The following is a 12,918-nucleotide window of genomic DNA, read 5'->3' on the forward strand; positions in this document are numbered from 1 at the left end:
TTCCCGCTCCCACCCGTATTCCTGGCCTGAGCGTGGCGACGGCCGCTCGCCACACGCAGATGCCATGACCGACTTTTCTCGTATTCTTTCCGCCACTTCGTCCCTCACGCTGACCTCCGTTACGCGCGGAAGCCAGCCGCTGGTGATGGCCGACCTCGCGCGGGCCAGCAAGGGCCGCGCGATCTTCGTCGCCGACAATGAGGCGAGCATGAGCGCGCTGGCCGAGGCCGCGCGCTTCTTCGCGCCCGAATTGCAGGTGATCGAGTTCCCGTCCTGGGACTGCCTGCCCTACGACCGTGCCAGCCCCGCGCTTTCGGTCAGCGCCCGGCGTCTGGCTGCACTGCACCAGCTTCAGGCCAAGCGCACCGGACCGCAGCTTCTTGTCACCACGACCAACGCGCTGACCCAGCGCGTGCTTACCCCGTTCCGCATCCGCGAATCGGTGAAGCTTCTGAAGCCGGGCCTCGAAATCGGCCACGAAAGCCTGATCGCGCTCCTGCGCCGCCAGGGCTACCAGCGAACCGACACCGCCATCGACGCGGGCGAATTCGCAGTGCGCGGCTCGATCTTCGACGTCGTGCCCTCGGGCCTCGATGCAGGCCTGCGCCTCGACTTCTTCGGCGATGAGTTGGAAACGCTGCGCCTTTTCGACACCAACACCCAGCGTTCGACTGGCACGGTCAAGGAACACCTCCTCGTACCTGCGAGCGAGGCGCTGATCGACGAAGCCAGCGTCAAGCGCTTCCGCACCCGCTACCGCGAGCTCTTCGGCGCGAACGCCACCGCCGATCCACTCTACCAGGCGGTGAGCGATGGGCGGCGTCTGGCGGGTATGGAGCACTGGCTCCCGCTTTTCGAGGATCGCCTCGTTACCCTCTTCGACCATCTTGCGCCTGAGGATGTGATGGTCCTCGACAGCACGGTTGCGGGCGCTGCCGAGGAGCGGTTTGGCGACATCGCGGACTACTTTAGAAACCGCAAGGAAACCTCTGGGCAGAAAGCAGGATCCTACCGCCCGCTGGCCACCGATGCGCTCTATCTGGCACCAGATGAATTCGCCGAACTGGCCGAGGCCCAGCCCGCGCACAAGGCCGATCCCTTTGCCCAGCCCGAGAGCGCCAAGGTCCTCGATTTCGGCTTCTCCAACGCCCGTGATTTCGCGCCCGAACGCGCGCGCGGCGACAACGCCTACGAGGCCGCGGCCAAGCACTTCGCCGCGCTGGGCAAGCAGGGCCGTAAACCCATCCTCGCCGCTTATTCGACGGGCAGCCGCGCGCGTCTCGTCTCGATCCTGGGAGAGGCTTCGGGCACCGAACCGCGCCTGGCCGAGACTTGGCAGGAAGCTCTGGGCATGGCGGTCCAGAGCCGCGCCGCGGCGCTGGTCCTGCCACTTGAAACCGGCTTTGCCAACGAGGCACTCGAGGTCGTCACCGAGCAGGATATCCTGGGTGACCGCCTGGTCCGGCGCAAGAAGCGCAAGAAGGACGCCGACGCCTTCATGGCCGAGCTCGCCGCGCTAACCCCGGGCGATCTTATCGTACACATGGACCACGGGATCGGGCGCTACGAGGGCCTCCAGTCGATCCCGGTCGGCCAATCCCCGCACGACTGCGTGATGCTGACCTACCATGGTGGTGACAAGCTCTACATCCCGGTCGAAAATCTCGACGTCCTCTCGCGCTACGGCAGCGAATCCGAGGGCGTGCAACTCGACAAGCTGGGCGGCGAGGCCTGGCAGAAGCGCCGTGCACGCCTCAAGGAACGCATCCGCGAGATCGCGGGCGAGCTGATGAAGACCGCCGCCGAGCGCGCGCTGCGCAAGGCCCCCGCGCTGCTCCCAGACGAGTCGAGCTTCAACCAGTTCGTCGACCGCTTCCCCTGGCAGGAAACCGACGACCAGGACCACGCCATTGACGACGTTCTGGAGGACCTGGGTAGCGGCAAGCCGATGGACCGCCTGGTCTGCGGCGATGTCGGCTTCGGCAAGACCGAGGTGGCACTTCGCGCCGCCTTCGTCTCGGCCATGGCCGGCCAGCAGGTCGCGGTAGTGGCACCCACCACCCTCCTCGCACGTCAGCACTATTCTGGCTTTGCCGAGCGCTTCAACGGCTTCCCCCTCAACGTGGGACGCCTCTCGCGCCTCGTCCCCGAGAAGGAAGCGCGCACCACCCGCGAGGGGCTGGCGAGCGGCACCGTCGATGTCGTGTGCGGCACCCACGCGATCCTCTCCAAGAATATCGAGTTCAAGAACCTGGGACTTGTCATCGTCGACGAGGAGCAGCGCTTTGGCGTCACCCACAAGGAAAAGCTCAAGCAGCTACGCGCCGACGTCCATGTTCTAACCCTCACAGCGACACCGATCCCGCGCACGCTGCAGATGGCGATGTCGGGCCTGCGCGAGCTTTCCACCATCCAGACCCCGCCGGTCGATCGCCTCGCGGTGCGCACCTACGTGATGGAATGGGACGACATGGTGATGCGCGAGGCGCTGCTGCGCGAACACCACCGTGGCGGCCAGAGCTTCATCGTCGTGCCGCGCATCTCGGACATGCCCGAGGTCGAGCAATGGCTGGCCAGGTACGTGCCCGAGGTGAAAGTCATTGCCGCGCACGGACAAATGTCGGCGGGTGAAGTGGAAGAGCGCATGAGCGCCTTCTACGACGGCAAGTACGAGGTCCTGCTTTCGACCACGATCGTCGAGAGCGGCATCGACATTCCCCGCGCCAATACGATCATCATCCATCGCGCCGACCGCTTCGGCCTTGCTCAGCTTTACCAGCTGCGCGGGCGCGTGGGACGCTCCAAGCTGCGCGCCTACGCCTACCTGACAACGCCTGCGAACCAGGCGCTCACCGAGGTTTCGGAAAAGCGCCTCAAGGTGCTGGGCGATCTCGACAGCCTGGGCGCGGGTTTCCAGCTCGCCAGCCACGACCTCGACATTCGCGGCGCGGGCAACCTGCTGGGAGATGAACAGTCCGGGCACATCCGCGAGGTCGGCTTCGAGCTCTACCAGTCGATGCTGGAGGATGCGATCATGGCCGCGCGCGCAGGCGGCGTGGGGCTGGAGAAGGACACCACGGGCCTCTCGCCCCAGATCACTGTCGATGCGCCGATCATGATCCCGGACGACTACGTCCCCGATCTCGCCGTACGCATGGCGCTCTACCGCCGCCTCAACGACGCAGAGAACCAGGACGAGGTGGAATCGCTCTCGGCCGAGATGATCGACCGCTTCGGCCCCCTCCCCGATCCGACCGCGAACCTCATCCAGCTCATCCAGATTAAGCGCCAGGCGATTGCCGCCCACATCGCCAAGATCGACGTGGGGCCGCGCGGCACGCTGGTCAGCTTCCACAACGACAGCTTCCCCAACCCCACCGGCCTCATCGCCTATGCCGAGCGCCTGAAAGGGGCAATCAAGCTGCGTCCGGACCACAAGCTGGTGCTCCAGCGTGCCTGGGGCGATCCAAAGTCACGCCTCAACGGCTTGTTCCAGCTGACCAAGGGTCTTTCCGGGGTGGCGCGCAAGGCCAAGTGAGGCTGCGACAAACAGTTTTAGAAATGATATACAATATATCCTTGCCTTGAAACCGGCGGACGACCAGTCTGAGCCTCGAGGTCACACTCGAAAGACAGTCAGGGACACCCATGAAACGAATTACGTCGCTCGCCGCCGCCTCCCTCCTCGTGCTCGCGCATCCCGCGATAGCGCAGAAAAGCGAAGGGCCGGATGCCGCGCGCGAGCACGACCAGGCCGTGGCCGAGGAAGTTGCGGCTGGCTGGGCCAGCGCTCCGGTCGAGGAAATTGCCAAGACCGCGAAGGGCTCGGTCAATGTCGATGGCCGCTCAATCGCCTACACCGCGACGGCGGGCACGCTCACCATCCGAGACGCGAAGGGCAAGCCGACCCAGAGCATTTTCTACACCGCCTACACCGCGCCCGGTAAGAACCGCCCGGTCACCTTCTTCTACAACGGCGGCCCCGGCTCGGCGAGCCTGTGGCTGCGCATGGGCAGCTTCGCGCCGACCCACGTGCGCACCAACGATCCCATCGCGGTGGCCCCTGCCCCCTATGATGTCGGCCCCAATCCCGACAGCCTGATCGGCTCGACCGACATGGTGTTCCTCGACGCGCCGGGCTCGGGCTATTCGCGCGCGCTCGGCGATACCGACCCGGCCGCGTTCTACGGCGTCGACCAGGACGTGGGCGCCTTTGCCGACGCAATCCAGCGCTACATCTCCAAGAACGGGCGCTGGGGCGATCCCAAGTACATCTTCGGCGAAAGCTACGGCACGACCCGCTCGGGCGCGCTGGCTGAGGAGATGGAAGGGCGCGGCATGGCGCTTAACGGCGTGGTCCTGCTCTCCTCGATCATGAATTACGGCGTGCGCCAGTCGGGCTTCGATAACATCCACATCGGCTATCTGCCCAGTTACGCCGCGACCGCCTGGTACCATAACCGCGTGGCCGACCGCCCCGCCTCGCTCGCCCAGTTCGTCGAGGAAGCGCGCCAATTCGCCAATGGCCCCTACGCCACCGCGCTGGGCAAGGGTTCGGACATCACGCCTGAAGAGGAAGACGCTATTGCACGCCAGATGAGCCGCTACACCGGCCTCTCGGTCGACTTCCTGAAGGACGCGAACCTGCGCGTCGATCTCAGCCGCTTCCGCAAGGAACTGCTGCGCACCGAGCGTGAGACGCTGGGCCGCTTCGATTCGCGCTACACCGGCACGGACGCGGATGCCGCGGGCGAAGGTCCGGAATACGATCCCTCCAGCACGGGCATCACCGGCCTCTACATCTCCAGCTTCATGGACCAGCTGCACACGACTTTCGGGTATGACACCGATCTCACGTACCGCCGCAGCGCGCGCGAGGCGGGCAACTTCGAGTGGGACTGGTCGCACAAGGCACCGGGTTACGGCTACTCAAGCTTCCAGAACCAGGTCGACGTGACGCAGGACCTCAGCCGCGCCATGCGCACCAACCCGTACATGCGCGTGCTCTCGCTGAACGGCTACTACGACATGGCCACGCCGTTCCACTCGACCGAGCGGGACCTCAAGCACATGATGCTGGAGCCCAAACTGCGCGGGAACCTCCAGTTCAAGTACTATGAGGCCGGGCACATGATCTATCTGAACCCCGAAGCGCTGCACCAGATGCGCCTCGACCTCGAAGCCTTCTACGCACAGGGCAGGTAAGCACAGCCCGCAGGCGCGCGCGGATCGGGATCAGGCCCTCAGGCCCTTGCCATCTCGGTCCGCGCCAGCTTATCGAACAGGGCCACGCTCATCGGCTGGGCGCGCAGGAAACCCTGATAATACCCACAATGCTCGCGCGCGACGGCCTCCCGCTGGTCCGCGCGCTCGATCCCCTCGGCAATCACCTCCAGGTCGAGCGCCGTGGCCATCGCCACGATTGCGCGCAGGATCGCGACATCGCGCGGGTCGGTGGTGATCCCCTCGATCATCGCACGGTCGAGCTTGATATAGTGGATCGGCAGCACCTTCAGGTACCGGAAATTGCAGAAGCCCGCGCCGAAGTCATCGAGCGCGATGCGAATCCCCTGCGCCGAGAACTCGGCCATGATCTGCGCAGCGGCGGTGACATCGGCAATCAGCGACTGCTCGGTGATCTCAAGGGTCAGCTGGCGCAGAGGAAATCCGCTCTCGCCCACAAGGTCGAGCATCTGGGAGGTATAGCTCTCAAATGCCAGATCCTCGGGCGTCACATTGATCGAAAGCCGCAGGTTCTCGGGCCAGTCGCGCGCCGCCCACAGCGCCTTGCGCGCAATATGCTGCGAGAGTGGGCCGACATGATCGGTCCGCTCGGCGAGGTTAAACAGCGCCCCTGCTCCGATCCGGCCCAGTTCGGGATGATCCCAGCGCGCCAGCGCCTCGGCCCCGGTCAGCCGGTCATCCTCCAGGCTGAACTGGGGCTGGAAGAGGACCTCGATCTCATCGCGGTCAATCGCGCCCAGGAGGTCGGCCTCGAGCTGCGGGGTCGAGATCCCGGGCGGGATCGCCTCACCATCGGCCCAGACCAGCCGCGCGCCCTGCTGCTCGTTCACCGCCTGAAGCGCAACGCCGAGCCGTTCGAGCATCGATTCGACCGCTTCCTCGGCCAGCGTCCGAATCAGGGCGAAGCGCGGCGAGAGGCGGATCACCCCCGAGGGCACGGCAATGGGCCGCGAGAGCAGGTGTGAAAGCTGGTCGGCCAGCAGCTGCCAGCGCTCACGACTGCACGAGATGTTCGCGACCAGCAGGAAGTTGCCGCCGCCTGCACGGGTCAGCACCCAGGGCGCGTCGAGCTCTTCCGAAGCGTAGTGGCTGACGCGCGCGGCAATCTCCTCGAGCGCGCCGTCCCCGGCAGCCGCACCGTAGGCCATGTTGATCGCATCGAGGCGGCGCAGGCTGATGAGCATTGCGTGGACGTGCACCGGGGCCAGGTTCTCCTGCGCCTCGGCCTGCCACGCGGCCATGCGTTCATGGACGAGCTCCACGCCGGGAAGGCCGCTCAGGCGATCTTCCAGTCTCAGCGCGAGGCGTTCGGCCTGGCCAGGGTGCGACGACGTCATCTTTTCTCCTTTATGCCAAAGGCCTTGCCAAACCGTTCAAAATTTACCAGCCCCATGGGCCGGGCCGGGAACAGCTGTCCCGTTCGGGAACACATTGCTGCGGAGTTTCCATGAGTCAGATTTCCCCCTCGGATGAAGCGGTTAGCCCGCCCTTGCGGCTCGCTCTCATCCTCTCTGACAGTGCGCAGGCCCAGACCCGCGCGGAGGAGCTGCGCGAGGCCCACCCCTGGGTCGCGCCCGAGGACGCCGAAATCCTGGTCGTCGTGGGCGGCGATGGCTTCATGCTGCATGTGCTTCACGAAATGCTCGACAAGGGGATTTCCAAGCCCTGCTATGGCATCAACCTGGGCACCGTGGGCTTTCTCATGAACAGCCTCCACGGCGATGCGACGGTCCTGGAACGCATCCACGCAGCGCGGCGCATTCCGGTCAGCCCGCTGCGCATGCACGCCACGACCCAGTCGGGTGAGGAATTCAGCTACTACGCGATCAACGAGGTCTCGCTCCTGCGCGAGACGCGCCAGACCGCCAAGCTGGAGATCCGTATCAACGGACGCGTGCGCATGGGTGAGATGGCAGGCGATGGCATTCTCGTGGCGACGCCGGTCGGTTCGACCGCCTACAACCTCTCCGCCAACGGGCCGATCCTGCCGCTGGGATGCCGCATGCTCGCCCTCACCCCGATCAGCCCCTTCCGCCCGCGCCGCTGGAAGGGCGCGATCCTGCCCGAGAGCGCTGAAGTGGAGTTCCGCATCCGCGAGCCGGGCAAGCGCCCGGTCGCCGCCGTCGCCGACCAGAAGGAGGTGCGCGATGTCCGCACCGTCCGGATAAGCACCTCGACCGAAAGAGAAATGACCCTACTCTTCGACCCCGGCTTCACCCTCGAGGAACGCATCTTCGCCGAACAGTTCCAGGTCTGAGGAAGTTTTCTGCGAGCCCCTCAAAAAAAATCAAATTTTTGCCAAGATCAGGGTTGCCAACCCAAAACACCCTGCGTATAGGGCCAGTCCTGCCGCGGCGGTGGAAACACTGACTGGCTGCTCCCCGATAGCTCAGCGGTAGAGCCCTCGACTGTTAATCGAGTTGTCGTAGGTTCGAATCCTACTCGGGGAGCCACTTTCTTGTTTCAGCGGGTTTCATCCCGCTGCAAACAGGATGGCAACACCTTGAAATCTCTGGCAATGCCGGTTCAAGCTGTTTCACCCAAGCCCATCGAAGATAGGGGCCCTTTCAGGGGCTGCCGCGAAGCTTCATGCTGACCGACATCAACTGTCGCAAGGCGAAGTCCGGCGAGAAGGATCGCAAGCTCTTCGATGCAGGCTGGCTTTTCCTGCTCATTCGTCCGACTGGCTCGAAGCTGTGGCGAATGCGTTGCCGATTTACGGACAAGGAAAAAGACGTTCTCGATCGGGCCTTGCCCTGCATTCTCACTGACAGCAGCGAGAGCCAAACGCGGTGCCGCATTGCTGATGCTGCGCGAGGAGGGGATCCTGGCTTTGCAGGCGAGCATGTTTCCCATGGCTGGCGTGCAAACTTCTCGACGATCATGAACGAGCGCGCAGCACTGGAAAACCAGGAACGCGATTCCGGCATTATCGACCTCACGCTGGCGCACACACAGCCGGGGACCGAACCTATCTATACAATCGCGCGCCCTACCTCTCACGCCGTCGCACGCTCGCGCAGATATGGATCGACCTGCTCCTGCAAGACATCAGGACTCCTCATGTGCGGCTGCCGGAACACAGGAGTTGGCATTGCACGTCCATAAACGCTGCGCATGAACGCGGTCTCGATGGGCGCGCCGATGTCGAGCGGCAGCTGAGAACAGCGTCCGCCTCCCCGGCGCCGTCCAAATGCCCATGGGCCATATCCTGACCCGATGTGGCATCAAACTGGCCTCGCACTCAGAGCGCCAGGGTTCGGGCTGCGTCCCGAGCCGCATCCAACGCCTCACCTCGAAGCCACGTAAAACAGCGCCGAGAACTTCCCCCAGCGCAAGACGCGGCAGATCGCCCGCCTCGCGACCTGCCGGAATCAAATGCTTCTGCTTGCCAGGCACCATTCACGGGCCGATTGGTAAAGGCGATGCCGCGCAAACCGATGGCTGATTTCAATAGTGGTCCGAAGTGTCCCTCTCGTCGATCACGCCATCGCCGTTCGTATCCAGGCGCTTGAACATGCGGCTTCCGGATTCGTGGAATTCTGCAAGGCTCATGTTCTGGTCGTGGTCGGTGTCCAGCACGCCGTAGCGCACGTATGTCTGCCGGATCTGGAGGCTACGCCGGCGCGCCAGCTCGGCATCGAGACGCGCGCGATACTCTTCGACGTACTCGGTCTGGGAGACCTGCCCGTCGCCATCCAGATCGAAGGATTTGTACTTGGCAGCGCGCCCGGCGGTGAACTCGGCTACTGAGACTTTGCCATCGCCGTTCGTGTCATAGGTCTCCAGAAAGCTGGTCTTGCTGTGGCCGCTGGCGTTCGCGCGCGTACCGATGGCGGCGCTCTCGCCGTCCTGGGCCAGGGCAGGACCGCTGAGGGCCGCGAGGGCAAGGAGGGGCGTGAGGGCTACCAGCGCCGCGCCGGTCGTCTTCGTCGTCATGGGATATTTCCTTCGTGTGTGTGGGGACGCATAGCGCCGCAAAAGGATCAGGACTGGACCTCGAAGGTGAGGCTGGTGGTGTAGCTGCGGATATCCGTCTCGGCTCCCGCCGGAGCATCGGCGCGATGGCGGGTCATCAGGATGTAGACACCGGGGGAGTCGAAGCTGAGGTCAACCCTCCCGTCCGCGCGGGTTGTCACGGCCCTGTGCGGCTTGACCTGTTCGTAGCGCGCGTTGCCCCGATCCAGACTTAACACCTGGCCTGCGAGCGGCTTGCCATCGAACAGCACCTCGAAGACGAAGCGCCCGTCAGCGTAGACGTCGCTGGGATGCGTGATCGGGTGGATTTCAAGGCGCCCGACATGCACATCGACCGGCGCCCGGGTCGGCCCTTTCTTCGAGACATAGACCTCCGAGACGGTTTCGGTCTGGCTGGTCTTTACGTATTCGGTACCTTCGGGAAGTTCGTCTCCGCGCACCGGAACCCATTTGTCCTTGGCCATGGCCATCTTGCCCGTCCGGCCGCGCCGCACACCGCTGGTAAAGCGATAGGTGCCATCGGCCTCCATCCCGGCCTCGAGGATCGTGACCTGCTTGTGCGGCGAGACCCGGTCGAAGGCGCTGCGTTCGCCATCGGGGCCGATGACGTGGAAGTCCTCCGATTCCAGGGCGATCTCGGGCTGAAAGAAGTCCTCCGAGAAGGCGCTTTCCAGCGTCACCATGCGCTCGGTGTTGGCAACGAAGACATTGGGCAGCATGAAACCGGTATGTGCGGCGACCGGAAGAGGAAGAAGGGCGGCCGACGCGGCCAGCGCCAGGGGCGCAAGGGCGGAGCGGATGCCTGTCGGGTCTATCATCGGGAACCTCCTGGTGTTCGGAAACGGCTCATGAGCCGGTGATCTCGAAATTGAAGCTGCGGGGCTGGCCATGCGGGGGCTGCGGGAAGGGTGCGGCGCGGCGTACCAGTTGCATCGCAGCGTGATCGAAGCGCGAGGAGCCTGAACTACGCGCCACGCCGATGTCCCGGCAGCGCCCGTCCTCGATCACGGTGAAATGAATGTAGGCCGCCCCCGCCCCGACCGTATTCTGCCTGCGGTAACGCATGAGGTGGCGCATGACGGAGGCCGCGTATTTCGCCGCGCCGCCCCCGGAATTCGCCCGGCTCTCGCTTGGATTCTTCTTGGCCTGTGCGCCCGCCTCGGCAGACATGCCCCCTACCTCGTGCGGGCTGGAGGCACTTGGCGAAAGCGCCTGGGGCGCGATCATCACGGCGGGGGCTACCAGAGCGAGGTCCGGGCGCACAATTGGCTGTTCGCGCTGCAGGACAGCGTGCGCCGGGGCCGTCAGGGCATGGGCCTGGGCGTTCTGGGCGATAGCGGCCTGTGCAGTTTCGGATCGCGCCGCATGCGGCGGGCGTGGGGTGCGCGGCGCGGGGGCCTCGGCCGGCTCGGCGGCAGAGGCCTTAGCGCTCTGGCCCTCGTCCTGCGTCAACCCGGCCTGGCTGAAGGCGATCACGGTAAGCGAATTCCCGGCTCCGGTTTCGTGCACGGCCCCGCTGGCGAGGCCGACGAAGATCGCGAGCACCCCGCCATTGACCAGCGCCGAGCCGGCAAGGCCGACCAGTCGCTGCCGATCCCACTTCGAAGCATGTGCCAGATACATCGCCTGCGCCTCCTCTCGCACTCAGAACTGGACGGAAACCGCGCCCTTGAAATTGCGCCCCAGAGCCGGTCGCGTAGCGAGCGCGGGCACGTAGTAGGTGTCAAAGATGTTCTCGACGCTAACCCGGAAAGTGAGAAACTTGAGGAAGCCGGCCTCGGGCGAGAACGAGGCGCGCAGATTGTGCACGTTGTAGCCCTCCTCGACTGTCCCATCGGTATCGAGATCCTCGGCCAGGACGCCTTCCCAGCGCACGTCGAAGTGGTCGCCGAACCGCTTGCCAAGGGCGAGCTGGTAGGTGTTCTGGGGCAGGTTGCCCCAATCGCTCAGCGCCCCTCCGGTCGAAAGCTGGGTGCCGCTCACGATATTGCCATTGAAATCGAGATAGAAGCCGCTCGGCGTTGCATAGGAGGCCTCGATCTCAACGCCTTCGAGATAGACTTCGGCCACCCCCGAGTACGATGTGTTGTCGGTCAGGTCGGTGTCGTAATAATTGGCCTTGATGGCGAAGCGGTCATTCTGCGTGAAGATGCCCGTGCGGTCGAAGGCCGCCCCCGCTTCCCAGCTGCGGCTCTTTTCCGGCTGGTTCATGTAGGTGACGTTTTCGAGGTCATCGATGATCGGCATCGCGCGGGTCTTGGCCCAGGACCCAAACACCGAGAATCCGAAGGGCAGTTCGTAACGCGCCGAGACGCCACCCATCAGGCCCTCATTGGTATAGCTGGCGTTCGAGCCGTCATCGAGTTCGCCCTTCACGGTCGAGGTTTCCCAGCGGACCGCAGGCGTCACCGTGAAGCCTCGCATCAGGTTGATCTCATCCACGGCGAAGGCCGCCATGCGCCGGTCGGTGCCCCCCGGCGCGGAGTTCGCGTCTAGGCGGTCCTTGTCGATGTATTCCAGCCCCATGCGCAGGTTGTGACGGACGCTGCCGGTCACAAAGAGCGCGGCGTTCTTGAGCGTGACCTTAGAGGTGACATAGCGCTGGTCGGCATCGGTCACCGGCGTGCCCACCTCACCGAAGATGGGCGAGGAGTAAGGAATGTAGGACTGCTCGATGTCCTGCTGAGCGCGGGTGTAGACCAGGCTGAGGTTGATCGCGTCGGTATCGAGGGGCTCGTAGTAGTAGCCCAGGACAAGGTTCTTCGACTTGGTGTCGCGATCGACGTTACCGAAGATACCCCCTGTCGTGCCGAAGCTGTCGTAGGGCTTGTCGCGTTCCGCCGTCGTGGTCTGGCTGAAGCTGGCCTTGAGGGTATGCGCGTTGTCCGCGCCGAAGTGGACCGCGCCCTTTACGAGGAAGCTGGGAAGCGAGAAGGAGCTGTTTTCGATCCGTTCGCCGTGGCCGTCTTCCTGAGTGCCGCTCTTGCGATAGCTGTAATTGGCCAGGAATTCGACATTTTCGCTAGGCATCGCGGCCAGCGTGGTCGAGGTCGCAAAGCCGCCGCCGTTGCTGCTGCCCGAAAGGTTTTGGTTGACTGTAAAGCCGGTCTTGCCGCCCAGGTAATCGTAGGCGTCGCTGGTTTCGAGGATCACGGTGCCCCCGATCACGCCGGAGCCGTATTCGAAGCTGCCCACCGTCCCACGCAGCACCGAGGCGCTCTTGTACAGGAGCGGGTCGGTGAACAGCTGAGTGCCGATGCGATAGAGCTCTTCCGAGCCGTTTGTCGCGCCATCCACCAGAACGAGAACCTTCTGGTCGGTGCCGTAGGTGCCGGTCGCGCCGAACCCGCGGATATTGATGCCCGATCCGATCGGCGTCGAACCGTTGACGATCGTGACACCGGGGATCGAATCGATCAGTTCCGCGATCGTATTGGCCTGGCGATCCTCGATCTCCTCGCGGTTGATCGAGGTGATGGGCGTGGCGGTGTCGGTGCGGATAGCCCGCGTGCTCTCGCCGATGTCGATCGTGCCCAGAAATTCGCCATCCGTTTCATCCCTTTCCTGTTCGGCGGAACGCACGACCCTGTCTTGGGCGCGGGCCAGCGAGGGCGCCGCGATGGACGCGAGAACGAGAACCGAAACGCCAAGAGTGGCTGCGGAACGAAAGTCAGGTCGCAATGTGTTTCCCCCTCA

At 64.4% G+C, this 12,918-nt stretch carries 9 protein-coding genes and 1 tRNA gene; 5 read left to right on the forward strand and 5 right to left on the reverse strand.

The genetic code is table 11. The annotated features are described in order from the left end of the window. Positions 1-64 precede the first annotated feature (64 nt). Positions 65-3,538: a transcription-repair coupling factor gene (gene mfd, locus FMM79_RS13570; RefSeq protein ID WP_148627972.1), complete on the forward strand. Its 3,474-nt coding sequence runs from the start codon at positions 65-67 to the stop codon at positions 3,536-3,538. 110 nt (positions 3,539-3,648) lie between these two features. Next, positions 3,649-5,205 carry a S10 family peptidase gene (locus tag FMM79_RS13575; RefSeq protein ID WP_148627973.1) on the forward strand — a complete coding sequence of 519 codons (1,557 nt, stop codon included), beginning with the start codon at positions 3,649-3,651 and terminating at the stop codon, positions 5,203-5,205. Positions 5,206-5,243: 38 nt separating this feature from the next. Here the strand turns inward: FMM79_RS13575 and FMM79_RS13580 are convergent, their stop codons facing one another. Then, positions 5,244-6,581 carry an EAL domain-containing protein gene (locus tag FMM79_RS13580; RefSeq protein ID WP_148627974.1) on the reverse strand — a complete coding sequence of 446 codons (1,338 nt, stop codon included), beginning with the start codon at positions 6,579-6,581 and terminating at the stop codon, positions 5,244-5,246. Positions 6,582-6,691: 110 nt separating this feature from the next. On the opposite strand from FMM79_RS13580, the gene FMM79_RS13585 reads away from it, so the two are divergent. The 3 genes from FMM79_RS13585 to FMM79_RS21635 all read left to right on the forward strand — a co-directional run bounded on the left by FMM79_RS13585 (position 6,692) and on the right by FMM79_RS21635 (position 8,352). Beyond that, positions 6,692-7,501: an NAD kinase gene (locus FMM79_RS13585; RefSeq protein WP_148627975.1), complete on the forward strand. Its 810-nt coding sequence runs from the start codon at positions 6,692-6,694 to the stop codon at positions 7,499-7,501. A 121-nt stretch (positions 7,502-7,622) separates the two neighbouring features. Then, positions 7,623-7,697 (forward strand) — tRNA-Asn (locus tag FMM79_RS13590). 136 nt (positions 7,698-7,833) lie between these two features. Next, positions 7,834-8,352 carry an Arm DNA-binding domain-containing protein gene (locus FMM79_RS21635; RefSeq protein WP_205466664.1) on the forward strand — a complete coding sequence of 173 codons (519 nt, stop codon included), beginning with the start codon at positions 7,834-7,836 and terminating at the stop codon, positions 8,350-8,352. 342 nt (positions 8,353-8,694) lie between these two features. Here the strand turns inward: FMM79_RS21635 and FMM79_RS13600 are convergent, their stop codons facing one another. Genes FMM79_RS13600 through FMM79_RS13615 form a run of 4 tightly spaced genes read right to left on the reverse strand, consistent with a single transcriptional unit; the run spans position 8,695 to position 12,903 of the window. After that, positions 8,695-9,183 carry an EF-hand domain-containing protein gene (locus tag FMM79_RS13600; protein ID WP_148627976.1) on the reverse strand — a complete coding sequence of 163 codons (489 nt, stop codon included), beginning with the start codon at positions 9,181-9,183 and terminating at the stop codon, positions 8,695-8,697. 47 nt (positions 9,184-9,230) lie between these two features. Beyond that, positions 9,231-10,040, reverse strand: a complete 810-nt coding sequence (locus FMM79_RS13605; protein WP_148627977.1) for a DUF4198 domain-containing protein — start codon at positions 10,038-10,040, stop codon at positions 9,231-9,233. Positions 10,041-10,068: 28 nt separating this feature from the next. Further along, entirely contained in the window at positions 10,069-10,845 is a 777-nt protein-coding gene (locus FMM79_RS13610) for an energy transducer TonB (protein ID WP_148627978.1), read from the reverse strand. Positions 10,846-10,866: 21 nt separating this feature from the next. Then, entirely contained in the window at positions 10,867-12,903 is a 2,037-nt protein-coding gene (locus FMM79_RS13615) for a TonB-dependent receptor plug domain-containing protein (protein ID WP_240339174.1), read from the reverse strand. Between the last annotated feature and the right edge of the window lie 15 nt (positions 12,904-12,918).

It is taken from the genome of Novosphingobium sp. BW1, assembly GCF_008107685.1.
In the GTDB taxonomy this organism is placed as follows: Bacteria; Pseudomonadota; Alphaproteobacteria; order Sphingomonadales; family Sphingomonadaceae; genus Novosphingobium.